15 protein-coding genes are annotated in these 23,014 nt (G+C 71.0%); 4 read left to right on the top strand and 11 right to left on the bottom strand.

The genetic code is table 11. From position 1 onward, the window contains the following. Positions 1 to 75 precede the first annotated feature (75 nt). The 9 genes from AB0I67_RS20700 to AB0I67_RS20660 all read right to left on the bottom strand — a co-directional run bounded on the left by AB0I67_RS20700 (position 76) and on the right by AB0I67_RS20660 (position 13,930). The gene (locus AB0I67_RS20700; protein WP_357925795.1) at positions 76 to 3,138 is read right to left on the bottom strand and encodes a CARDB domain-containing protein; all 3,063 of its coding nucleotides are present in this window, start codon (positions 3,136 to 3,138) and stop codon (positions 76 to 78) included. A 153-nt stretch (positions 3,139 to 3,291) separates the two neighbouring features. Beyond that, positions 3,292 to 4,563 carry a cation:proton antiporter gene (locus AB0I67_RS20695; protein WP_357925792.1) on the bottom strand — a complete coding sequence of 424 codons (1,272 nt, stop codon included), beginning with the start codon at positions 4,561 to 4,563 and terminating at the stop codon, positions 3,292 to 3,294. 692 nt (positions 4,564 to 5,255) lie between these two features. Beyond that, complete coding sequence (locus tag AB0I67_RS20690) at positions 5,256 to 7,955, bottom strand: WD40 repeat domain-containing protein (protein ID WP_357925789.1); 2,700 nt, start codon at positions 7,953 to 7,955, stop codon at positions 5,256 to 5,258. Between the two features lie 245 nt (positions 7,956 to 8,200). After that, entirely contained in the window at positions 8,201 to 10,462 is a 2,262-nt protein-coding gene (locus tag AB0I67_RS20685) for a catalase (RefSeq protein ID WP_357925787.1), read from the bottom strand. A gap of 18 nt (positions 10,463 to 10,480) precedes the next feature. Continuing rightward, positions 10,481 to 11,035, bottom strand: a complete 555-nt coding sequence (locus AB0I67_RS20680) for a hemerythrin domain-containing protein (protein WP_357925784.1) — start codon at positions 11,033 to 11,035, stop codon at positions 10,481 to 10,483. A gap of 134 nt (positions 11,036 to 11,169) precedes the next feature. Then, positions 11,170 to 11,814 (bottom strand): DUF3618 domain-containing protein, encoded by a 645-nt coding sequence (locus AB0I67_RS20675; protein ID WP_357925781.1) that lies wholly within the window; start codon positions 11,812 to 11,814, stop codon positions 11,170 to 11,172. Then, complete coding sequence (locus AB0I67_RS20670) at positions 11,790 to 12,188, bottom strand: phage holin family protein (protein WP_357925779.1); 399 nt, start codon at positions 12,186 to 12,188, stop codon at positions 11,790 to 11,792. Before AB0I67_RS20670 ends, AB0I67_RS20675 begins: the two co-directional genes overlap by 25 nt. Beyond that, on the bottom strand, positions 12,185 to 12,862 hold the full coding sequence (locus AB0I67_RS20665; RefSeq protein ID WP_357925776.1) for a hypothetical protein: 678 nt from the start codon (positions 12,860 to 12,862) through the stop codon (positions 12,185 to 12,187). Before AB0I67_RS20665 ends, AB0I67_RS20670 begins: the two co-directional genes overlap by 4 nt. 198 nt (positions 12,863 to 13,060) lie before the next feature. Further along, positions 13,061 to 13,930, bottom strand: coding sequence for an AraC family transcriptional regulator (locus AB0I67_RS20660; protein ID WP_357925774.1), 870 nt, complete (start codon positions 13,928 to 13,930; stop codon positions 13,061 to 13,063). Between the two features lie 71 nt (positions 13,931 to 14,001). Here AB0I67_RS20660 and AB0I67_RS20655 point away from each other — a divergent pair, with 71 nt between their 5' ends. Then, complete coding sequence (locus AB0I67_RS20655) at positions 14,002 to 14,721, top strand: phytanoyl-CoA dioxygenase family protein (protein WP_357925772.1); 720 nt, start codon at positions 14,002 to 14,004, stop codon at positions 14,719 to 14,721. On the opposite strand, the gene AB0I67_RS20650 is transcribed toward AB0I67_RS20655, so the two are convergent. Then, positions 14,690 to 16,750 carry a CehA/McbA family metallohydrolase gene (locus tag AB0I67_RS20650; protein WP_357925769.1) on the bottom strand — a complete coding sequence of 687 codons (2,061 nt, stop codon included), beginning with the start codon at positions 16,748 to 16,750 and terminating at the stop codon, positions 14,690 to 14,692. The two genes, AB0I67_RS20655 and AB0I67_RS20650, sit on opposite strands and share 32 nt — an antisense overlap. 33 nt (positions 16,751 to 16,783) lie before the next feature. Then, positions 16,784 to 17,770, bottom strand: coding sequence for a phytanoyl-CoA dioxygenase family protein (locus AB0I67_RS20645; protein WP_357925766.1), 987 nt, complete (start codon positions 17,768 to 17,770; stop codon positions 16,784 to 16,786). 301 nt (positions 17,771 to 18,071) lie between these two features. Here AB0I67_RS20645 and AB0I67_RS20640 point away from each other — a divergent pair, with 301 nt between their 5' ends. From AB0I67_RS20640 to AB0I67_RS20630, 3 genes are all read left to right on the top strand, one after another. Continuing rightward, on the top strand, positions 18,072 to 18,782 hold the full coding sequence (locus tag AB0I67_RS20640; RefSeq protein WP_357925763.1) for an AraC family transcriptional regulator: 711 nt from the start codon (positions 18,072 to 18,074) through the stop codon (positions 18,780 to 18,782). Between the two features lie 260 nt (positions 18,783 to 19,042). Beyond that, positions 19,043 to 22,297 carry a hypothetical protein gene (locus AB0I67_RS20635; protein ID WP_357925761.1) on the top strand — a complete coding sequence of 1,085 codons (3,255 nt, stop codon included), beginning with the start codon at positions 19,043 to 19,045 and terminating at the stop codon, positions 22,295 to 22,297. 32 nt (positions 22,298 to 22,329) lie between these two features. Further along, positions 22,330 to 23,010: an SUMF1/EgtB/PvdO family nonheme iron enzyme gene (locus AB0I67_RS20630; RefSeq protein ID WP_357925758.1), complete on the top strand. Its 681-nt coding sequence runs from the start codon at positions 22,330 to 22,332 to the stop codon at positions 23,008 to 23,010. The last annotated feature ends 4 nt before the right edge of the window (positions 23,011 to 23,014 follow it).

The raw sequence follows: 23,014 nt of genomic DNA, 5'->3' as shown, positions 1-23,014 counted from the left end.
CGACGGGCGGGTGCTGCTTCGCCACGGGGCCGCCGCCCACCCGGCCGGAGCCGGATGGGCGGGCGCGAGAAACGGTCAGTACACCTCGCTCCGGTTGTTGACGATCTCGTCCAGCAGTGCCGTCGTGTCCGAGTAGCGCTGCGCCGACGAGCTGTTCACCGGCAGCTCCAGCGTGGCGAAGGCGTACCGGACGGCGGCGCCGACGGTGGCTGTGCCGAGGCGGCGGGTGAGGGGGCTGTCGATGCGGGTGGCGGCGTTGATGTGGCGGGCGGCGAGGTCGAAGAGCGTGGCCAGGAGCTGGAACTTGGCCGGACCCGGTTGCGGGCCGCCCGCGGAGAGGACGGCGAGCGCCTCGGGGTCGTCGAGCGCCCCGCTGGCCGAGGTGTCGAAGCCCTGGTAGGTGGCCTGGATGCGGGCCCGCAGTTCGGCGGTGCGCTCGGCGGCGTGGGTCTTCCAGTAGCCGTGCGAACGCGGGTTGCGGGAGGGCGCGACCTCGGTGATCGTGGTCGTGGCCGACGCGGTCACCGGGTCGTAGGTGCAGCCGTGGGCGTTGCCGTACGAGAGGGACGCCTGGTCGGTGAGCTTGGCGCCCGCGGTGAACAGCAGGCTGGGCCGTACGGTGAACTGCACCTGCCGGTCGCCGTCGGCCGCGAGGTCGCCAAGCGTCCAGGTGAGCGTCGTGGTGCCGTCGGCGTTGCGGGTGACCTGGGAGGGCTTGGGGCCCGCGCCCTGGTCGAGCGCCTGGCTGTAGTAGACCTCCTTGGGCAGCGTGTCGGTCAGGACGGCGCCGGTCGCCTTGGCGCTGCCGACGTTGGCCGCCTTGAGGTCGACCGTGATCGCCTCGCCCGCGTTGACGGTGGCGGTCGCGCGCTTGTCGAGGGTGAGCTTGGGCGCGTGGGCCTTGGTCGCGGCGGTCGCGTCGTTGTTGCCCGTGGCGGCCTCGGCGCCGCCGGCCAGGTCGGTGGCGGTCACGTGGGCCTTGTTGGTCAGGACCGCGGCGTCCTCGACGGTGCACGGGATCACGTAGGTGAAGGTCTCGGTCGCCGTGCCGCCCGCGCCGAGCTGCCCGACCTGCCTGGTCTGGACGTCGCCGGTCGGCGGGGTGTCCTTGACCACGATCGACTTGGCCGCACCGGTGCCGATGTTGTCCAGCCGTACCTGGTAGGTGAGGGTGTCGCCCGGCTCGGCGTCGGCCTTGTCGACGGTCTTCTTCACCGCGAGGTCGGGGTCGTAGGCGGCGAAGAAGGCCACCTCCTGGCGGATCACGGTGTCGAAGCTCAGTTCCTTCTCCACGCTCTCGCCCGCGCCCGCGCACGTGGGAGCCGAGGCGGGCCAGCCGCTGCACGCCCAGCCGAGCCGGTCGGGCGACTGCGCCCTGAACTTGACGGCGGGCCAGTCGTTGTGGTCCCTGAGGATGGTCAGGCCGTTCTCGGCGTTGATGTCCACCGGGACGGTGGCGGTGTCGATGATCGGGATATTGGTGCCGGCCGTGGCGTTGTCGTTCCAGTTCAGCGGGCCGTTGCCGGCGCCGGAGCGCAGCGGGCGGAAACCGCTGGCCGGGTTGGCGACGTTGTCGGTCCACCAGAACGTCCAGTCGGTGCCGTCGCCGATGCCGGCGGCCTCGTTCAACCTGTTCTCGTCGAGCTGCGCCAGGCCGCCGCCGGACAGGCCCAGCCGTACGTTGCCGACCTTCCAGTCGCGCATCTGGTTCACCAGCAGCGGCGGCGCGCTGTTGGGGATGCCGGTCTGGAAGAAGTAGTTCATGAGGCTCAGGTAGTTGGGCTTGAAGTTGTCGTTGTTGTCGCCGCCGTGCCGCAGGCCCATCGCGTGGAACAGCTCGTGCAGGATCGTGCCGGCCTGGTCCTGGTCGGTGCCGACCTTCGCGTCGGCGGCTCCGGTGCCGGGGGTCAGCACCTGGACGTCGGTGGCGTGGGCGCTGGTGGTGTCGCAGCGGCGGTTGTCGCCGACGTGGATCTGCGTCCCGGTCGTCACGTCGTCGCCGGCCGCGGTCGTCTGCAGGGTGTCGTCGCCGTTGTAGTCACGGGTGAAGTCGGCGACGCACATCGTCCGCCACGAGCCGAGGGTGACGATGAAGTCCTTGTTGTTGTCGCGGTTCGGCTCGCAGCACTGGCCGGAGGTGCCCGGGGAGCCCTGCAGGTCGTGGGCGAAGATCCCGTAGTGCGCGTAGCGGGCCAGCTCGGCGGGGAAGTTCGCGTTCCGCGCGTTCCGGTAGGCGTTGCTGTCGAGCCCGAGCTGCGCCTGTTCGGCGAGTTGCGTGCCCTGGAGGTAGATGAGGTCGATGCCCGCGCGGTGCGTTCCCGCGTACGGGCACGGGTTCGCCGCCGGGAACGGCGCCCGGTCCAGCACGTCGCGCGCCAGCGTGATCGCGCCCGGCTTGGGCTGGTGGGAGTGCTGGGTGGCGGGGTTCACGTCGGCCATGTAGTCGAGCTGCAGGATGACGGTCTTCCGGCACGGGTCGGCCCCGAGGGCCGGCAGGTCGGCGAGTACGGTGCCCGCCTGGTTCCTGATCCCGGACAGCTCCACCAGGTCGGGGATGCCGTCGAGGTCGGTGTCCGGCATCTCGGCCGAGGCGGTGATGCCGATCCGGGTGATCCGGCCGTCGTTGTCCCGAGGGAAGCCGTGGTCGCCGTCGCCCTGGATGCAGCTCTCCCCCTTGGCCGGCTGCCCGTTCGACTTCACGCACGGGACGCCGAAGACGAGCTGGTCGCCGGAGAGGGTGCCGGAGCGCAGGTCGAAGACCAGGTTCAGCTCCAGGTCGTCGTTGTTGGGGCTGATGTCCATCCGGTCGTCGTTGGTGTTGAGCCCGTCGTCCCAGTCCCAGAGCGTGACGGTGATGTCGACGGTCGGCTTGTCGCCCGGCAGGTTCTCCTGGGTGAACGTCCAGCCGCCCGGCGTCTCCGGCAGGCCGAACGGCTCGAACTCGTCGTCCTCGATCCGGGCTCCCTGGTGCAGCGGGCCATCGGCGATCTTGACGCGGGGGAAGTAGTCACCGTCCCCGATGCCGCCGCTGTCCGGGTCCTCGATCTGCCGGAGGTACTCGATCTTGAAGGTGACCTTGATCCCGGGCGCCTCGGCCGCCGCCGGTTGCGCGGCGAGCGGGAGCAGGGCCAGGAGCATCGCGAATATCGCGGCTAAGGTCAGCGGTCTTCTGGTCGGATGTCTTTCGCGCACGGTGGTCCTCCCCTGGAGTGCTGCCAGGAGGGCATCGTGCGCTGTGACAGGGGGGTGGCGCCTGAGTATCGGTATGCCTAAATCGGCGGGACCGGCCGATCAGGAGTCATGGCCTTCCCCCACCGGCTTCGGTTCGGGGGTGCCGCGCAGCCGGTCCATGTACCTCATGACCGGTGTCGCGCTGATCCCGTGCAGCACGACCGAGGCGAGCACGGTGAACGCGGCGATCGCCCACAGTTCCTCCGCAGGGACGCCGAAGTCGGCGTGGCCCAGCGCGTACGCCAGGTAGTAGAGGGAACCGATTCCGCGGATGCCGTAGAACGAGATGACGGCTCGTTCGCGTGGGCCTCCGGGGCCGCCGAGCTGGGCCAGCCAGCCGGTCAGCGGCCGGACGACCAGCAGGAGCAGCACGGACACGGCCGCGCCACGCCAGGTGAGCGGGGACAGCCCGCCCGCGATGACGAAACCGCCGAGCAGGAGCAGCAGCCAGGCGGTGAGCAGCCGTTCGACCTGCTCGATGAAGCCGTGCAGGATGCCGTTGTAGCCGTGGTCGCGCTCGGCGTTGCGGATGGTGCAGGCCGTCACGAACACCGCGATGAACCCGTAGCCCTGCACGAGCTCGGTCAGCCCGTAGGCGAGGAAGGTGGCCGCCACCGCGACGAACCCGTCACGGTGCTCGGCCAGGCGCAACTTCTCGGTGCTGGCGTGGAAGGACAGCCGGCCGAGCAGGCGGCCGATGAGCAGCCCGCCGACCACCCCGGCCGCCACCCGGTAGAGCACATCCGTCAGCACCCACTCCCCCGCCCACGCCAGCCCGCCGACGGTGGCGAGGGCGATGGCCGCGTAGACCACGGGGAAGGCCAGGCCGTCGTTGAGCCCCGCCTCCGACGTGAGCGCGAAGCGGACCTCGTCGTCGGCGTTCTCCGCATCGACCGGCTCGCCCACCTGGACGTCGGAGGCCAGCACCGGGTCGGTCGGCGCCAGCACCGCGCCGAGCAGGAGCGCCGCCGCCGGCGGCCAGCCCAGCAGCCAGGACGCCAGCAGCGCCACGGCGACGATGGTCAGCGGCATCGTCCAGCCGAGCAGCCGCCAGGTCGACGACCAGCGGTGCAGACCCACCCTGCGGTTGAGCGCCAGCCCGGCGCCCATCAGGGAGATGACCACGCAGATCTCGGTGACGTGCTCGATCGCCACGCGGTGCGCGACCGGGTCGGGCGCCGACAGCGGGAGCGGCAGCCAGAACAGCAGCATGCCGCCGAGCAGGCAGACGAGCGGGAGGGAGAAGGGCAGCCGGCGCAGCACGCCGGGCAGGACGGCGGCCAGCAGGGCGCCGGCACCGGCCAGCGCGAAAACGAGATCGACGTTGCTCACCCCCCGGCCCTTCCCCGCTGGCGTGAAACCTCTCGGCTACAGCCGCCCGAGTCGGCGATGCATGATCTTGCGGTGAAGGTCCGGAGAGCGGCCGCCCACCAGAGACCGCTCGATCCGCTTCGTCGGAAGTGAGCCCCGCTCGACGAGAGCGAAGTCACTCGGGCTCGAGGCCAAACCGCCGCGCGAGGTGTCCACGACCGTGCATCCCACGCTCGCTCACACTCCGGTAGGCGCCGCTGCGGGCCAGGTCTGGATCTACCCGTAGAGCTGACGCGCCGGTCGCCGCCACCGGGTTTCGCTGCTGTCGGGCTCCGGCGATCGCCCGAAGAGATCGCCCGGCTCACCGGCCAACGGGAGCAGCGGTGACGGAGCAGGTTCACCTCAGGCGAATCGGCCCGGTCCTGCTCGGCCGGGACGGGAGGCGCAAGCTGCTCCCCGGGCAGCACACTCCCACCTGGGCGATCGGATCGGGCATTACCGCGCGGACTCTCGTTGCCCGGCAACCACCACAGGCTACGAGCCGGCCACCCGCGGCAAGCTGAGCCCCCTCTCCCTGGAATCGCCACCCAGCACGTGTCGCCCTCTAGCGGGCAGGCCGACCGAGGAGGTGAGCTGCGGCTAGCGGCGACCGAGCCAGGTGTCGATGCAGTGCGACTTGTTGTCACTGCAGCTGATTCCTGACAGGTGGACGGTCAACGCCGGCAACGGAGGTCGCCAGGGGCCTCTGTCCCCGTGACCTCCTTCCACTCCCCAGGGGTGAGGTCTCGTTGGGTGTTGTCGCAGACAGTGTCGAGCCAACCGCGTTCACTTACCGTCCAGCGGGCGAGAACACCGCCTGGCGTGGCGGTCAGCAGTTGGCCCTCATATCCCAGCAGGGTGGTGCTGTGCCATGGGGAGCTGGTAAAGCCCTGGTTCTGCGGAAGATTGAGCGACCCGACGAGCGCCCCCGACCGCAGGTCGTAGATGATCGCTGTTCCGTCGTTTCGCATCCTGGCAACGAGCGAAGTGCCAGGGATACCGGTCAGCGGGCCGATGTAGCCATGACGCCCGGCCACCGAATGGATCAATCTGAGATCCTTCCGACCGTACACGTCAAGGGACCCGTTGGGCCGCGAGATGAGCAGGTAGTCGTCGTGAAACGCCACGCCCTCGGCCTCACCGGGGATCGGCCTGCTAAGTCCGGACTCAGCAGTGACGATCCTCCCCTTGCCATCCTGCTCGACAAAGGCGGCAAACCTTGTATCCGCGCTGACGGCCGCGTATGTCGCGGTGCCGAAGCCAGGGTGCACAACGCTGTTCACGGCGAATCCGTCGAAGGGATGGATGCCTAAGGCACCCGACGCATAAGCGATGACAACCCCTTTGCCGTCAGCTGTGGGCACCGCTGCGAGGGGATCTGATCTCTCGTCCGAGACCTGTTGAGACTCCAGTTCACCTTTTTGGATATACGAAAGCAGGCCGTTGCCAGCCACGACCAGCTCGTCGGCGGACCGCCAGAAGGCGAGCTTGGCTCCGTCGAGCGTCCGCGCTCCGAGGCCGTTGTCAGGTTTGTCAAGCTCGTGAACCAATACCTCGCCGTACGGGCCGACGAGCGCGGCCTTCCGACCATCTGGGGAGACGGCGAGTCCGACGTATCCTCCCGCCCCAGGCACCTCCGGAACGCGATAGGTCCAGCCCTGTTGGAGGCGCGAGCGCCGGGCCCGATCCCAGAGCGTCAGAATGCGGCCCTTCGCGGTGATCAATCGCCCCTCCACGCCGGAGAAGGCGGCGCGCGCCGCACCACCTGCGCCGGCCAGGGGGTAGGCGGTGAGCCGCGCGTCCGAATCCGTAGAAGCGCTAGACAACCACAACTCGTCGGCACTTCCCGTCAGCACCCATTTTCCGTCCTGGCTGATGGCAAAGACGGTCGGCGTGATGTTCTGCGGCCCACCGTGGCCCGAAAAGCGCGGCTTGGCGCCAGGCCGGGAAGTGTCCTCGATCACCACCCAGCCCAGCTTCATGTATCCGAAAAATTTCCCGTTCTCGGCCGCGGCTGCCACGTCATAGCTGGGCGGGAACGCCTCCTCGGTCGACCGCTCCTCCAGTGACCGTTCCCAGATGTTCCATCGCTGCCATCGCCCATTCGCGCCCAGCACAACCACCGTCCGGTCATCGGGCATCCCGATACTTCCCCACCAGGCGCCATCCCCCAGTTGAACCATGCTGCTCCGTTCACCGTCGAACACGGCGAGACGTTGCGGTCGGATCTCTGGATCGGAGACGATCGCCACCACTCCCGATTCGCTGACTGCCACGCCGTGTGCCGCTGGAACCGCCAGCGGCTTGGGATCGGCGCCAGGGCGCCAGATCACGGCTGCCCGTCCGTTGGCCGCGGCGATGACACTGCCATCCCGGGAGATTCCGACGTCGGTGACCGGGCGCGGCGCCAGCCGGATCTTCTGCATAACAGACGTCTGCAGGTTCCATTGGATCACTGTTCCGTCCGCGGCGCCCGCCACGGCGACCCGTCCGTCCCCAGAAGCCGCTACCGCGGTGACCTCGGCTGATAGGTACGCCTGCCGTACAAGACTGGGGTTGTCGTTGAGCGTACGGAAGAGAGCGGAAAGGGTCTGCGAATCCCGATGAAGCCGGTAGCCCTCCGCGGCCAGAAGTTGGGACCGCGACGAATCCTCACCCGAATCACGCTCTGCTGTGGCGGACAAGAGCCGGGCTCTGGCGACGTTCGCCTCCTCATTCGCGCGGTTTGCCTGCATGAACGCGAAGACGCCGGCACCCGCCGCGCCCATGAGCAAGGCGACCAGAACAACGAGCGCTCCTCGGGTGCGACGGATCTCCCTGCGTAATCGGTCGAGGTGTTCCCCCAGCAGTTCATCCTTCTCCATCCCCCGCAGCGGAGAGGAGAACTCCGCCAGGATCTCCTGCACCCGGGGATTGCCACTGTCCAGTCGTGGAAGGGCGCGGACACCCCGCAGGTCAATCCACCGCGGCTCCTCCTCGAAGGCGCCGCGCAGCGCAGGGTGTACGGCGGTGCTGTGTACCCAATCGAAGTCGCCTGCTGCGCCGTCCCAGGCGATCTCCCCGTCGGTCAGACCGATCAGGAGGCGGTCTGCGGATCGGTTCTGCCGCCACCACTCGATCTCTCGTCCGACCCACGCTGAGGCCGCCGACTCCGGCCGGGCGAGGAGAACAAGCCATTCCGAGGCCGCAAGTGCTGTCTCGATCGACGACCACAGCGCCGCGTTCGCGGCGAGATTGGCGTCGTCACGGAAGATCCGGAGTGACCGGCCTCGCCTGCCGTGAGCACCGAATCCTTCCAGCAGCCGCTGAAACTGAGGGGCGAACGCGCCGTCACCCCTGTGGCTGTATGAGATGAAAGCTCCGTAGCCATCCATCAGCGGGCGATCATATCGCTATTTATAGAGACGAGTAGATCGCCTTCTTGGTGCCGATCAGCACGTCAGGTGAGTGCTTCGGCAGGCCAGCCAACTGTGGCGAGACGGCGGTGGCTGGACGACCTCATGCGGGTTTCACCGCGGGGGCGAAGCGCAACCGCTGGCTGGAATACGATCCCAGCCAGCGGTTGGCTCCCTTCTGGGCTTGCCTGAGGACGACGTCGCGACGTCCCCTTCTTCCCTGCCTAGGCCAGAGCGCTCGGGAAGCGTTCCCACACGCGGTGCAGGGCCAGCAGCCCCGTCACTTCCTCCAGGACGGCGGTGGCCGAGTCGCCGAGCACCACGCCCGGCGCCCCCGCCGGAACGGCCGCCGCGGCGAACGCGTCCCCGGCCTGGCCCCAGCCGCCGAGCGGCTTGGCATGCCGGTAGGCCTCGTTGAGCAGCAGCGCCACCCTCGGGTCGACCGGGCCGGGCACACCGGCCTTGGCGTCACGAGCGCCCTGGGCGTCCGCGCCCGGCGCCGGAGCACCGGCGACGAGGATCGCGTCGAACTCCACCGAACGGGCCGCCGCGAAGGTGCGCTGCACGGTGATCGGGTCGCCGTCGCCGGTCAGGGTGCCGCCGGTCGGCGCGATGACCAGCGGCACCATGCCGCCGTCGAGCACCGCCTGCCGTACGGTCCGGAGCGCGTCGAGGTCGGGGCCGGCGACGATGCCGACGATCCGTCCCGCGGTCGGCCAGGCCTTGCCCACCTGGGACAGCGCCGGGCTGGGCATCGGATCGCCCTCGGGCGCGCCGTCGGGCACCGGCAGTCCGAGCCCGGCGGCGACCTCCCGGCACAGCACCGGGTCGATCCGGGCCAGCACCAGAAGCTGCCGCTCCTTGATCGCCTGCTCGTAGACCTTGCTCAGCTCGAAGGTGTACGCGGCGATGACGTGCTCCTGCTCCACCGGCGACAGGCTCAGCCAGAACAGCCGCGGCTGGCTGAAGTGGTCGTCGAAGGACGCGGGCGCCACCCGTCCGCGCGCCGCCGCCTCCACCGGCACGGGCACCTCCACGTAGCCGTCGGGCGCGTGGAAGGGGCACCCGCCGTCGAGCGAGTTGGGCCGGTACGGCGCGGCCCCGGCGTGCACGGCGGTCTGGTGCATGCCGTCGCGCAGCATGTCGTTGACCGGCGCGTGCGGCCGGTTGATCGGGAGCTGGTTGAAGTTCGGCCCGCCCAGCCGGGTGATCTGCGTGTCCAGGTAGGAGAACAGCCGCCCGGCCAGCAGCGGGTCGTCGGTCACGTCGATGCCCGGCACCAGGTGCCCGACGTGGAAGGCGACCTGCTCGGTCTCGGCGAAGTAGTTGACCGGGTTGGCGTTGAGCGTCATCAGCCCGATCGGCTGCACCGGCGCGAGCTCCTCCGGCACGATCTTCGTCGGGTCGAGCAGGTCGATGCCCTCGAAGGTCTGCTCCGGCGTGTCGGGGAAGATCTGCACCCCGAGCTCCCACTGCGGATGCGCGCCGGCCTCGATGGCGTCGGCCAGGTCGCGCCGGTGGAAGTCGGGGTCGACCCCGCCCAGGAGCTGCGCCTCCTCCCACACCAGCGAGTGCACGCCGGCCTTCGGCTTCCAGTGGAACTTCACCAGCACCGTGCCGCCGTCGGCGGCGACCAGGCGGAAGGTGTGGACGCCGAAGCCCTCCATCGTCCGGTACGAGCGCGGGATGCCGCGGTCGGACATGTTCCAGAGCGTGTGGTGGGTGGCCTCGGTGTGCAGGGACACGAAGTCCCAGAACGTGTCGTGCGCGCTCTGGGCCTGCGGGATCTCGCGATCCGGGTGCGGCTTGCCGGCGTGGATGATGTCGGGGAACTTGATCCCGTCCTGGATGAAGAACACCGGGATGTTGTTGCCGACCAGGTCGAAGATGCCCTCGTCGGTGTAGAACTTCGTCGCGAAGCCGCGGGTGTCGCGCACCGTGTCGGCCGAGCCGCGCGAGCCCAGCACGGTGGAGAAGCGCACGAACACCGGCGTCTCGGCGTCCTTGGCCAGGAAGGCCGCCTTGGTGATGGACGCGGCTGTGCCGTACGACTGGAAGACGCCGTGCGCCGCCGCGCCGCGGGCGTGCACGACCCGCTCCGGGATGCGCTCGTGGTCGAAGTGGGTGATCTTCTCGCGCAGGTGGTGGTCGCGCAGCAGCACCGGGCCACGCGGACCGGCCTTCAGCGAGTGGTCGGTGTCGGGCAGCCGCGTGCCGGTGGCGGTCGTCAGGAAGGGTCCGCCCTGGGCGCGGCTCTCGGGGGTGTCGCCCGAGGGCTGCCCGGTCGCGGTGAACGGGTCCGGTCCGCGCTGGTCCGGCTTGGGCGGCAGCGGGCCGCGCGGCTCGACCGGTTCGTCGAGGCTCGGCGGCTCGGCTCCCGGGCGTCCGGGAATCTCGGCGGCAGGTCCGTGGTCGGTCACGGCGTCGGTGAGCTTGTCGACGGCCTTGTCCACGGCCTTGGCCAGCGGGTTGGTGTCTTTGGGCATGAAAGCGTTCCCCGAGTTCTAGACGCTGAGCGCGTCGATCAGTTCGTCCTTGGTCATGGAGCTGTAGCCGTTCAGGCCCTTCTCCTTGGCCTGCTCCAGCAGTTCCGCCTTCGTACGGCCGGCCGGCTTGGGCGGAGTGGCGAGCTCCTCGGCCTTGGCCTGGCTGAAGACGCGGCCCATCTTGACGAGGCGGTCGGTCGGGATGGCCTTGGCCAGGGCGGGAAGGATCTCGCTCTCCTCCTCCTCGACGTGGTGGCTGACGGCCTTCTCCAGGTCCTTCAGCACATCGAGGAACTCCGGCCGGTCGGGGTCGGAGCGCATGAGCTTGGCCAGCAGTTCCTCGGCCTCGTGGTGCTCCTCGACGCCGTGGTGGACCTCGCCGCGCTCGGACGGGTCGGCCTTGGCCAGCTCCGGGTAGACCTTCGCCTCCTCTGCGCGGGCGTGGGCGACGAACTTGGCGGCCAGCTCGGCGAGGAGCGCGGGCCGGTTCTCCGGCTGCCGCTTGAGCTTGTCGAAGAGCTGCTCGACATCGCGGTGGTCGGCCATGATGAGATCGATGACTGTCTGTGACATGTTCCCTCCAACGTGTGACAGGAGGGGACTACCCATCCTGAAGTGGCACAAGCTCGCTGTCGATGCGTCATCTGGACGTGCGAGAGCCGGGCGAATCAGACCGCCTTCGCCCGGCTCCTGGTCCGAGTGGTCACTCAGCGTTGGTCGCGGACCGTCGACACCTGATCCTGCGCGTGCTCCTTGGTCGCCTGGACGGCGTCGCCCGCCGCCTCCTTGACCTGCCGGCCCGCCTCCTGGGCGGTCGCCTTGACCTCCTGGCCGAGCGACTGGGCCGACTCCTTGACCGAGTCGACGACCGGTTCGATGTACTCGCCCGCCTGCTCCTTGACCTGCCGGGCGGCGCGCCGCTCGGCCCGCGTCTCGGGGATCACGGCCGCGGCCAGGGCGCCGACGCCGAAGGCGATCAGGCCCACCGCCAGCGGGTTGCCCTGCGTCTTCCGCATCGCCTGCTGCGGGGCGGCCTTGACGGCGTCCGCGGCCCGCGAGGCGCCGTCCTTGACGGCGTCGGCCGCGTGCGAGGTGGTGTCGCGCACCGCGCCGCCGGCCTCGGACAGGTTGTGCCGCACGCTGTCCGCCGTGTCGTGCAGCCGCTCGCCGGCGTGCCCGGTGGTACCCATCACGCGCTCCTTGAGGTTTCTCGTTGCGATCTTGACGCGTTCGGCCCGGCGCTGGAGGATCTGGGCCGGGCTGGTCTTGTCGGCCAGCCGGTCGACGTCTCGGGCGATCTCGGCCCGCGTCTGCTCGATCTCCTGTTTCAGCTCTTCAGATCGCGTGCCCACGCCGCGTCCTCCTTCAGCGTCTGTACGGTTTTCTCCGGCACCGGCGAGACGGTCTGGAGCTTCTTGCGGCCCGTCACGAACAGCGCCGCCGCGACCGCGCCCCACAGCAGGGTCACGATGAGCGCGGCCCAGCCGGCGTCGATGGCGGCGTCCAGCCCCCACACCAGCGCCAGGCTCGCGAACAGCGCGGTCATCCAGCCCGCGACGCCCGCCCCGCCGAGCATGCCGGCGGCCTTGCCCGCCTTGGCGGCCTCCTCGCGGATCTCGGTCTTGGCCAGCTCCACCTCCTGGCGGAACAGCTTCGACAGGTCACTGCCGAGGTCGCCGACCAGGTCGCCCAGCGAGGGCGAGGGCTGCGGACCTGGCGTGCTCATCGGACGTCACCTTCCGGATACCGGGGCGACGGGTACGGCTCGGCCGGCGCCGGCGTCGTGGTGGGGGCCGCCGGGCTGGAGTACGGCGAGGCCGTGGTCACCCCGTAGCCCGTGGTCGTGGGGGTCGTGGGGGTCGTCGTGGCGGTGCCGGGGACCACCGGAAGGGTCTCGCGCGAGTCCTGCTGGTCCTCCTGGGCGACCTTGGCGCCCGCCTTGGCGATGCGGGTGAACAGGAACCCGGCCGCGGCCGCGCAGGCCAGGAAGACGGCGGGGCGGCGGCGCGCGAAGTCCTGCACGTCGCTCACGGCGCCGCCGAGACCGCGCTCCTCCAGGTAGTCGGCCGCGCGGTGCCCGGTGCCGGCGACCTGGCTCAGCACGCCCTGGACGGGACTGTCGGGCTTGGCGCCGTCGGTCATGCCGTTCAGGTCGTCGGCCCAGTACCGCAGCTTCTCGGCGGCGCGGCGGCTCTGGGCGTCAGCCTGGTCGCGTAGCCGTCCTCGAAGCTGGCCGACCGCCTGGCCGGCCTGGGTCTTGATCTCGCCGCCGACGTTGCGGGCCTGCTGGGCCGCGGTGTGCGCGGTCTCGCTCGCGGCCTGCTTGGCACGATCGACCGTGCCGGATGTGGAGCCGGACTCGGGATATTCGGTACGGCTCGCCGAGGGAAATTCGCTCACTGGGTGCTCCTCTGCCATGCGGTGGGTGCCTGCTTCGGCTTCCCTGGAGAGCCTGCGCAAACGCGCCCGCCCCGCCGGCCGGGCCGCGGTGCCCGGCTCACGGCTCCCGGTGACCGGCCTTCGACAAGGGGTGATGGCATCGCCGACACGGGGCGGGAAAACGTCCAAGAATCATCTGGATTCGGCGGCTGCTGCGCGTCACTCCGAAGCGGTGACGGCCCGGTTCGCGGTTTGAGGGTTCCTGTACTGGCTGGGGGTGAGCCCGACCAGGGAGCGGAAACGGCGGGCGAAGTAGGTCGGGTCGCTCCAGCCGACCTCGGCGCCCACCCGGGCGACCGGCAGGTCGGTGTGGAGCAGCAGGGTGGCGGCCCGCTCGGCCCGGATCCTGGCCAGGTACGCCAGCGGCGACAGCCCCACGTGCCGGCGGAACAGGCGCCCGAGGTAGTCGGGGTCGAGGCGGACGGCAGCGGCCAGGGCGTCCATCGTCCACGCCCTGGCGGGCTCCCGGGCCAGCAGGCCGCTGGCGGCCCGCACCGCCGGATGCCCGGGAGCCGGCGGGACGGGGTCGCGCCCGTCGGTCAGCGTCCCGAGCACGGTGAGCAGCCGCCCGAGCAGCCGGGCCTCGCCGAGCCGCTGGTACGGCTCCGCGGAAAGCCGCCGGATCTCCGAGATCGCCTCCAGCGCGGCGTCCGGATCCGTCCTGGTCACCAGGACCCCGCGAGCGCCCTCGGCGACCGGGTCCGTCCAGAGCAGCCGGTGGATCGCCCCCACCTGCTCCAGCAGCGCGAACTCCGCGCGCAGGGCGGCGGCCGAGACGCAGCAGTTGGCCACGGTGAGCGCGTCGCACCCGCTGAAGCCGTGCCACGCGCCGGGCCGCAGCACGATCACGTCGCCGCGGCGGAGCTCGTGCCCTCCGTGAACGCTCAGGTGGGTGCCGCGCCCCTCGCCGATGACGGCGATCTCCACGAAGTCGTGCCCGTGCGATTCGAGCTCGCCCATCAGCGTGTGGACCCCCGCGAGCACCGGCCCGCCCCCGAACAGCTCCCGCTCGTGCAGGGTCACCGACATGTCGGAATCGTACGGCGAGCGGTCGGAATCCCCCTGGCCGCGACCATCAGCGAAACGCGACGCTGATCGACATGATCGAGGAATACCGAAAGAACGGATTCGTCCGAGTCCCCGGCCTGCTGGACCGGGACGAGGTCGAGCACTTCAGGTCGGCCGCCGAGCGGTTCCTCAAGGAACACCGCGGCCAGAGCACGATGGGGGCCGTGTTCAGCCAGCTCGTCAACGTCTGGCAGCAGGACCCGGTGATGCGCGAGCTCACCCTCCACCCGAAGCTCGCCGAGACCGCGGAACGGCTCGCCGGCATCCCGCTGCGCATCTGGCACGACCACATGCTCGTCAAGGAACCGCACAACGAGGTGGCCACCGAGTTCCACCAGGACCAGCCCTACTGGCCGCACGCCGGCTCGCGGCACGCCCTGTCCGCCTGGATCGCCCTGGTCGACGTGCCGCCGGAGCGCGGCTGCATGACGTTCATCCCGGAGGCGCACGAGGTGACCTCGCTGCGCCCCCAGGACCTGTGGGACGAGGAGGACCTGTTCCAGCTCGCCCCCGACCTGCGGTGGAGCCGGCGGGTGACGGTGCCGCTGCGGGCGGGCGACTGCACCTTCCACCACAGCTACACCCCGCACATGGCTCTGCCGAACCGGACGGACCTCGCCCGCCTGGCCCACGTGGTCATCTTCATGGACGCGGAGACGACCTACTCCGGCACCCCGCACGTCGTCACCGATCCGCTCGGCCTGCGCAAGGGTGACCGCCTCACCGGAGACCTGTTCCCGGCGCTGAGGTAGGGGCGCCCGCGGCGTAGAAGGGGCGGGCGGCGTCGATCGTCCTGAGCAGGTCGGCCTGCTGGCGCTCGTCGTGGAAGCGGCCGTGCTTCCGCACGAAGCTCGCCAGCAGGTCCAGCCACCGGCGGCAGAAGGCCAGGTCCGGCTCCCGCCGTACCCCGGCCCCGTCGACGTCCAGCCAGGTGGCGCCGGTGTGCGACCACGCATGGTCGGCCAGCACGTCGGGATGCGCCTCGCCCGTGCAGCGGGCCGCCACCCAGGTCGCCTCCTGGACCTCCAGGTCGAGCGAGACCGCGAGCGGGCCGTCACCTTCGGCCGAGCCCAGCACGCGCCCGCCGGCCGTGACCACGTCGAGCCGGCGGGCGTGCGGGCCGTACGCGGCCGCCGACAGGTGGACGCGCCGCCCGGCCGGGCCGTCGAGCCGGCCGCCCTCGGCCTGCCCGTCCACCCGCAGCCGGACCCACGGCCCGTTCGTGACGACCACCGGGCCGCTGCGCAGGGCGCGGCTGAACGCCACCGGATCGTGGTCACCACCCGTCCACGCGTAGACCCGCCCGGAACCCGGCGGCCCGGAGAAGGCGGCGGCCCGGCTGAAGGACAGGAAGACGTCGGTGCCGGCCGTCGGCGCGAGCCGCAGCCCGCACCCCAGCAGGCGGTACCACAGTTCGGCCGGACCGGAAGGGTCGGCCGAGAACAGCAGGTCGATGCTGTCGACCAGGCCCAGCGCGGCGTCCACCACCAGCTCCCGCGCCTCCACCGACCGGATCACCCAGTCGAAGAGGTGGTCCGGAGCCGACTCGGCATCCGGGGGGAACGGGCGGACCACCGGGTGGCAGTAGCCGATGGCCGCGCCGCCCGCCCGCAGCTCGGCCGCCGTCTCCGCGTTGGCCGGCCAGTCCCAGGGGTGCGAGCTGCCCTCGTGCCCGGTCGCCCAGCGAGCCGGTGCGGTGTGGCCGCCCGTGGCGTGGAAGTGCCCCAGCAGGTCGTTGCGGAACTCGATCCCGAAGGCCGTCGTGCCGTACTCGTGACGTAGCGGCCGCCCCAGCCGGCTCTCCACGAGCGCCTGGTCGTAGATCTCGTCCCCGTGCCAGTTGCCGGCGACCAGGCCCATCAGGTCCAGGCCCTCGCCCTGCTGCATGAGGACCGCGTCGTGCGGCGAGACCACCTGGTCGCCGGAGTAGTTGGCGTGCACGTGCAGGTCCGCGCCGGTCCAGCCGCCGCCGTCGCCGTCCCACCAGCGCTGCGGTTCCAGGTGCAGCCGCGTCGTGCGGCCGGCGGGCAGGTCGGCCCGCTCCGAGACCGAGGTGTGCTCCAGACCTCGCGCGGCCGTCACCCACACCACACCGGCGGGCACCTCCAGCGTCGCCTCCCGCGCGTGGAAGAACGGCCGGTCGTGGACGTCGTACTTCACCCGGCCCCCGGCGGGCGCCCACGGCTGGCCCGCCGCATCGACGACGGTCCATCGGACGGGCACGGCGGAGGAGAGCTCCAGCACGCTGACCGGCACGCGGCGCACGGCGGGCGACAGGTCGACCCGCACCGCACCGGCCCGCAGCGCGCCCAGTCCCGGCTTCGGCTCCACCTCCATGCGACCGACCGAACCGGCCGCTACCGTCCAGGCCCCGGCCTCACCCGTGACGTCGACCGCATGGGGTGTGTCGTTCACGACGACCACCAGCACGCCGCCGGGGCACCAGGTGCCGGGGCCGGAGGAGCGGTCGAGCACGTGCAGCGGCTCGCCGTACCGCACCTTTTCGGTCAGGACGTCGACGACGACCACGCCGGGAGGCAGGGCCGCGTCCCCGGCCACGAGCAGCCGGAGCGCGGCGGCGCGGTCGACGCGCCGCTCCTCCCCCATCGCGGCGAGCACCGGGCCGAGGGCCGGCACGCCCCAGCGGCGGGCCAGGTCCAGGACGTCCAGCATGACGTCGGGCGCTTCGGCTCCCCAGTCCAGCGGCGAGGCGGCCAGCAACGCGCGGTAGCGCGCGAGCGCCTCGCCGGCCTCGGGGGACAACTCGTCGTCGCAGCACATGGCAGGTCCTCTCGTGCCGATCCTCAGGCCTGATCAGCAGATCCGGCGGGCGCCGGGTTCGACGAGCGAATCGTCCCAGGGCGTGTAGGAGAGCCGCTCCGGGCGCCAGTAATACATCAGGTCCGCGTCCTCGCCGGACCAGCCTTGATAGATCTCGTCCCAGGGCCGCTCCGCGTGGTTGGTCAGCGAGCGGGCTTCGATCACGTCGTCGCTGCGCTGGTATCGGACGTCCATGGAGATGCGGATCTCGTCTCTGACCGCCGAGGGCAGCGACCGATGGACCGTGAAGCTGGGGAAGGTCACCACGTCTCCCACGGCGAAATCGCCGCCGACCCAGTCGGTCTCCTCCGCGCACAACTGGGCGCCCCAACTGGTCCAGTGCCCGTCGCCGGCGCCGGTGCCGACCGGGAGGCAGCCCTGCCGGTGGGAGCCTCGCAGGATGGCCAGCGGACCGTTCCCGAGCCGGCAGTCCCCGATGGGGAACCAGCTCGTCCAGGTCGAGCTGGTGCCCTGGACCAGCGGGAAGTCCTGGTGGGGTGGGGTCGCGCCGGTCGCCGGGTGCGAGGTCATCGCCCGCATGATGTGCCGGGGATGGACGAACACCTCGTCGGTGTCGAGCAGGGTCCGGTAGACCTCCAGCAGCGACGGGTGGTGCGGGAGCCTGTGCAGCTGGGGCAACTTCTGCAGGTCGGCGTAGATGTCGGCGGTGACGCCGATGTCGGCGCGCATCCGCTCGGCGGGCAGTTCGGCGAGCCGGGCAAGGTCCAGCCTGCCGCCGAGAGGACCGGCATCCGGGGCGCGCAAGCCATGCCTGGCCAGCACATCGAGGACCTTGGAGCGCAGTTCCAGAATCGGCTCGGGATCGAGCAGCCCGCGGAAGAACAGGTACCCGTCGCGCTCGGCTCGGGCCCGGAGCTCGCCGGGAACGCCGAGGAGGTCGGTGGAGTCGTCGAACGGCGCCAAATCAGCGGGGCCGGAGGCAGGGCGGTCGGCTGGGACGGAATCCCTGGGACGGGTCATGTCCGGAAGGCTAAGATCGCGGCTTCGCGTCGAACAATGCGCGAAACGCTCCGTTCATGGACGATCGGATCGATGCCCCGGGCAGTCGGCGCGATTGTCCGCCGGAGTGGTGACACAAAGCGGTGGTTCGCTGGACAATCTGCCCATGGTAAGCGCGGCGCCGTTCCCGGTCGTGAGCCAGTCGAACGTGTACCAGTTCCCGCCGGACAGGCGGCTGCGGCACGCGCGGGTGGAGTCACGCATGATCCTCATCTGCCGGAGCGGGGGCGGTCGGATCTGGGTCAACGGACACCATCACCTGGTGAGACCCGGGGCCCTTCTCATCCTGCCGTGGGGGCGCTCGATCGAGTACGCCGCGGACACGGTGGACCCCTTCCTGCTGGTCGGCACCCATCTCATTCCGGAGCACGATCCAGGGCGGCCGGTGGAGGCCGGCGTTCCGCACGACCTGGACCATCCGCTGATGGGATGCGGGTGGCGGCGCGACGGCGCGGTCCTTCCCGGCGGCTCGGTGGTGGTCTCCTCCGTCGAGGAACGCCCGCACCTGCTGGATCTCTCCCTGTACGCGGTCGAGGTGTTCCGGCGCGGCGTGCCGGACGAGCCGCTGATGCGGGCGCTCGGGACGCTGGTCGTCCGCGAGCTGTCGGAGGTGCACCGCCCGTCCGGGCCTCCGTACGGGCCGCTCGTGCCCGACGACCTGCGCCGGGTGCTGCAGTACATCGACCAGGAGCTGCACCACCAGCTCACGATCGGCGAGCTGGCGAGCGTGGCGGGTTGCGGCGTCGCCACGCTCGCGCGCCGCTTCCGCGAGCACCTCGGCACCTCGCCGATGGGCTGGGTCGCCGGGCGGCGGATCGCCCAGGCGCAGGAGCTGTTACGGACGACCGGCCTGACGGTCGGCCAGGTCGCCCGCCGGTGCGGCGTCGCCGACCCGTACTACTTCTCCCGCCTGTTCCGGCGGCACGTCGGCCAGTCGCCCCAGGGCTGGCGGCGCACCCAGCACGTCCTGTGACCGACAGGCGGCATGTTGACAGGATCGTCCAGCTATCGACCTGTTTCGCCATGTCGCGCCCAGGCAACCTGCCCGAGTCTGGATGTCGAGACAGGCGGGGACGTCCCCTCCGCCTGGTGGCTCGACTCCGGGAGATCCTTCGACGCCCACGCCTCCGCTGATGCCGTCCCGTCTCCCCGGGCCCTTCCGGTGATCACGGCGTGATCGATCTCCCCAGCCGCTCACGCGGCTCACCCCCCAGCGAACGAAAGGTCGGAGCCATGGGCACCAACGGCATCGGACGGCGGCAGTTCCTCCAACTGAGCGGCATGGGCACCGTCGCCGTGCTCGGCAGCGGCTTCTTCAGGGTCACCGCGGCCGACGCCGCCGAGTCCGCCGAGTCGGCCGCGGCCGGGCTCTGGGAGTTCGATTCGGCCCGGGGCCTGTTCATCCAGCCGATCACCACCACCGGCACGGCGGTGGCGTGGGAGTTCAACACCGACGGCAACGCCGAAGGCTGGACGGCGGCGCAAGGGCTGGCGCCGTTCGTCGTGCGCGGCGGCACGCTCAGCACCAGCGTCACCGGCTTCGACCCCTACATGACCGCGCCGCCGTTGAACCTCAACGGCATCCGCGACCGCATTCTCCGGTTCCGGATGCGGGCGACCTCCGGCGAGAGCATCGCGGTCTACTTCGCCACCGACAAGTCCCCGACGCTCGGCGTGGACAAGCTGATCGAGATCCCGATCAAGGCCGACGGCGCCTTCCACGAGTACACGGTGGACCTCGCCGCGAAGAACGCGCTGTGGCAGCAGGGAACGGTGAAGGTCTTCCGGCTGGACCGGGAGCCGCCGGCCGCCGACGGCGCCGAGATCGAGTTCGACTACATCCGCATCGACCGGCTCGGCGCCAGGATCGCGATCGCGCCGCTCATCGTCCGGCCGGGCTCGGTCCGCCCCGGCGAGGAGCTCACCCTGGCCGTCCAGGTGTCCAACGTCGGCGGCGAGCCGTCCGTGGCCTTCCCCGCGAAGCTCACGCTGCCGAACGGGGTGAGCCTGGTCACGGGAAACGCGACACAGACGGCTCCCGTCATCCAGCCGGACGGCAAGGCGCAACTGCTGTGGACGGCCCGCCCGGCGACCGACGTGCCCGGCGTGGCCACGTTCGACCTGGAGGCGCCCGGCAGCCGGCAGCAGTTCGGCGCGATCCTGCCCGTCGTCCCCGTGGCGCCTCCGTCCGCCCACTGGTGGCCTAGCGGCGTGCACGTCTTCCAGGACCAGCAAGGGCACGTGCACCTGCAGAACAAGAACGTCCGCGCGATCGTCGTGCGCGGCTCCGGCGGCTACGCCCAGCTCCTCCTCGACGTCCGGCACGGCCAGGAGTGGCGGCGCATGGCGACCGCCCAGCCGCTGAGCTACCTCATCGGCCCCGCCGCCGACGGCGTCAAGCTGCTGCCGATCGTCCCGGACACCGCTCAGCTGGCCGCCGACCATGTCGTCCTGACCGGGCAGGTGACCGACGCCGACGGCGTGCGGTGGACCGCGCGGGTACGGCTCGCCGCCCGGCCCGTGGCCGACGACGCCGGCACAGCCGCGCGCGCCATCCAGGCCACGTACTCGATCACGCCCGACCGTCAGGCGAGGCTCCTGGCCTTCGGCGGCCCCTCGCTCACCGCGGGCGAGGGCAGTTTCGGCAAGCCCAAGCACATGGGGCTCTTCCCCGGGCTGGAATGGCTCGTCGCCGGCGAGAGATCGTCGAGCACCCTCGATGTGTGGCCGCCGGACAGCCTCCGGACGACACCGCATCCGCTGAGGGTCACCGTCCCGGTGATGGCGATCTCCGCGGGCGGTTCGACCGTCTCGCTCGCCTGGGACACGAACCAGCAGTGGGACGGCCAGAACCGATACCCCAGCGCGCGGTTCGCCTCGCCCAACTGGCTCGCCGGGCAGGCCAACCATCTGCTGTCGCTGTTCGTCCCGGCCGTGCCCGACCAAGTCGCGGAGAACGCGCCCTGGGCGACGACACCCTACAGCGCGGCGGCCGGTCGGCCGCTCTCCGTCACCGCAGATTTCGTCGTCAACCCCACCGCCGACGTCCTCACCGCCGTCGAGGACTGGTACTCGCTGCACGGCGTCCCCGAACCCGGGACGATGCCGTTCACCTGGACGGACGAGCTGGCGCTCGTCCGGCACGCCTACCTCGACTCCTACTGGGACCCGGCGGTCAAGGGGTGGGCGGCGTGGTCAGGCCAGCAGGCGATGCAGTACGTGCCGTACGCGGTGAACCTGCACCTCGCCGGGCTCCTGACCGGTGACTCCGCCGCGCTCACCCGGGTGCACGAATTCGTGGTCAGCGTCCTCACCAACAACGGCCCGAGCGCGCTGGGGAACATGGACGGCACTTACAGCGGCTGGTTCCACGCGCCGTTCTACCTCGGCCATCTCGAGGGCGCCATCGCCGAGTTCGAGAAGAACAGGGACGCGAGGATCAACTCGCAGTTGCCGTCCGGCGGCTGGGCCTTCAACCCCAAGGACAAGGAAGACGAGATCCTGGGCGTGCCCGGCACCGAGATCATGGGCGTCTCGACCGTCCACGCGCACGGCCTCCTGCGCTACGCCCGGCTCACCGGCGACCCCGTCGCCCATCAGGCGGGCATGCGCGCGCTCGCCTTCATCGAGCAGTTCGACGTGCCACGCGCCGTGGGCGTCTGGGAGATGCCGATCCACACCCCCACGCTGCTCGGCTCCTCGTACGGCATCGCCGCCTACACCGAGGCGTACCGGCTCACCGGGGACACCCGGCACCTGGACCGGGCGATCTACTGGGCGCGGACCGGGCTGCCGTTCCTGTACGCGTGGTCGGCGCCTGACCGGCCGTACATGCCGTACGCCTCCATCTCCGACTACGGCGCGACGATGTTCACCATCCCGTGGTTCGGCCGGCCGGTGCAGTGGGTGGGCCTGGTCTACGCCTACTTCCTGCTCAGCCTCCTCGACGCCGTCGCCGACCCGTCCTGCACCAAGCCGTTCCACCTGCCCGCCGACATCGGAGGGTTCCCGTGGCGCCGGATAGCCGAAGCCATCGTGATCAGCGCGCTGCACCAGCAGCGGACGACCGAGCCCTACAAGGGCGGCTACCCCGACAGCTGGCTGCTGGTCCCGAACACGCCGGTGAAGGACTTCGACCTCAACCCCGACGACATCCTCAAGCCCGTCGTCATGCTTCTCGGCCACCCCGTCGACGTGCAGACCGCGCTGATCCACCCGAACACCCGGATCTCCACCGCCGCCGACGTGCTGAGCGCCGAGCGCACCTCGTCCAGGCTGACCGCCAGACTGGGGTTCTTCGCGGGGCACGCGTCGCAACTGCTGGTCACCGGCCTTCCCAGCCCGCGTGCCGTCCAGGTCGACGGCCGCACTCTCCCGCCGGTCACCGATCTCGACGCCGCCCCGGAGGGGTGGAAGCACGGCGCGAACGGCACCACGTTCGTCAAGATGCGCCACGCCCAGCAGTCCACGCTGACCATCGACTTCTAGAACCCCGGCTTCGCCGTACGAGAAGGAGCACTGTGCCGAGCAAGTTGGAGCTGGACCTGGTCCGCATCCCGCCGGGAACCGCGCGGACCGGGACCCTGAGCACGCAGGTCGACGAGCTCGCCGAGCGTTTCGGCCTGCACCCGTCCTGGTTCGACGGCGAGGTGCCCGGCGCCCGGGTCGAGCTGCCCGGGTACGACATCGGCCGCACGCCCGTCACCAACGAGCAGTGGGCCTGCTTCGTCGCCGACGGCGGCGGCGAGGCGCCCGGCTGGTGGCAAGGCTCGGCCCCGCCGCCGGACCTGGCCGATCACCCCGTCACGCACGTCAGCCTGCACGACGCCCACGCCTTCGCCGCGTGGGCCGGGGTGCGGCTGCCGTCGGCGGCGGAGTGGGAGCGCGCGGCGCGGGGCGACGACCGCCGCCTCTTCCCGTGGGGCGACGAGTTCGCGCCGTCGTCGGCCCACTACGGCGCGCTCGGCACCGCTCCGGCCGGATCGCGGCCGGCCGGGGCCAGCCCGTTCGGCGTCCTGGACCTGTCGGGCAACGTCGCCGAGTGGACCGCCGACCAGCCCGACCCCGCGACCGCGATCGTCAAGGGCGGTAGCTGGCTGACGACGGCCCCGGTCAACCTGCGGGTGGCGGCGGTCGGGCAGTCGGGCTGGGCGCTGAACCGCACGGACTACATCGGCTTCCGCGTCGCGCGAAGCAGCTGAGGAA

The organism is Nonomuraea sp. NPDC050310, from assembly GCF_040655795.1.
Lineage (GTDB): Bacteria > Actinomycetota > Actinomycetes > Streptosporangiales > Streptosporangiaceae > Nonomuraea.
The sequence above is the reverse complement of the archived record's forward strand: the minus strand, read 5'-3'. Positions and strand labels throughout refer to the sequence as shown.

Excerpts from the sequence above, each read along its gene's own strand:
- AB0I67_RS20660 (WP_357925774.1), bottom strand. The coding sequence starts at position 13,930 with ATGTCGGTGACCCTGCACGAGCGGGAGCTGTTCGGGGGCGGGCCGGTG.
- AB0I67_RS20645 (WP_357925766.1), bottom strand. The coding sequence starts at position 17,770 with ATGACCCGTCCCAGGGATTCCGTCCCAGCCGACCGCCCTGCCTCCGGC.
- AB0I67_RS20700 (WP_357925795.1), bottom strand. The coding sequence starts at position 3,138 with ATGCTCCTGGCCCTGCTCCCGCTCGCCGCGCAACCGGCGGCGGCCGAG.
- AB0I67_RS20650 (WP_357925769.1), bottom strand. The coding sequence starts at position 16,750 with ATGTGCTGCGACGACGAGTTGTCCCCCGAGGCCGGCGAGGCGCTCGCG.
- AB0I67_RS20685 (WP_357925787.1), bottom strand. The coding sequence starts at position 10,462 with ATGCCCAAAGACACCAACCCGCTGGCCAAGGCCGTGGACAAGGCCGTC.
- AB0I67_RS20690 (WP_357925789.1), bottom strand. The coding sequence starts at position 7,955 with ATGGATGGCTACGGAGCTTTCATCTCATACAGCCACAGGGGTGACGGC.
- AB0I67_RS20680 (WP_357925784.1), bottom strand. The coding sequence starts at position 11,035 with ATGTCACAGACAGTCATCGATCTCATCATGGCCGACCACCGCGATGTC.
- AB0I67_RS20655 (WP_357925772.1), top strand. The coding sequence starts at position 14,002 with ATGATCGAGGAATACCGAAAGAACGGATTCGTCCGAGTCCCCGGCCTG.
- AB0I67_RS20635 (WP_357925761.1), top strand. The coding sequence starts at position 19,043 with ATGGGCACCAACGGCATCGGACGGCGGCAGTTCCTCCAACTGAGCGGC.
- AB0I67_RS20670 (WP_357925779.1), bottom strand. The coding sequence starts at position 12,188 with ATGAGCACGCCAGGTCCGCAGCCCTCGCCCTCGCTGGGCGACCTGGTC.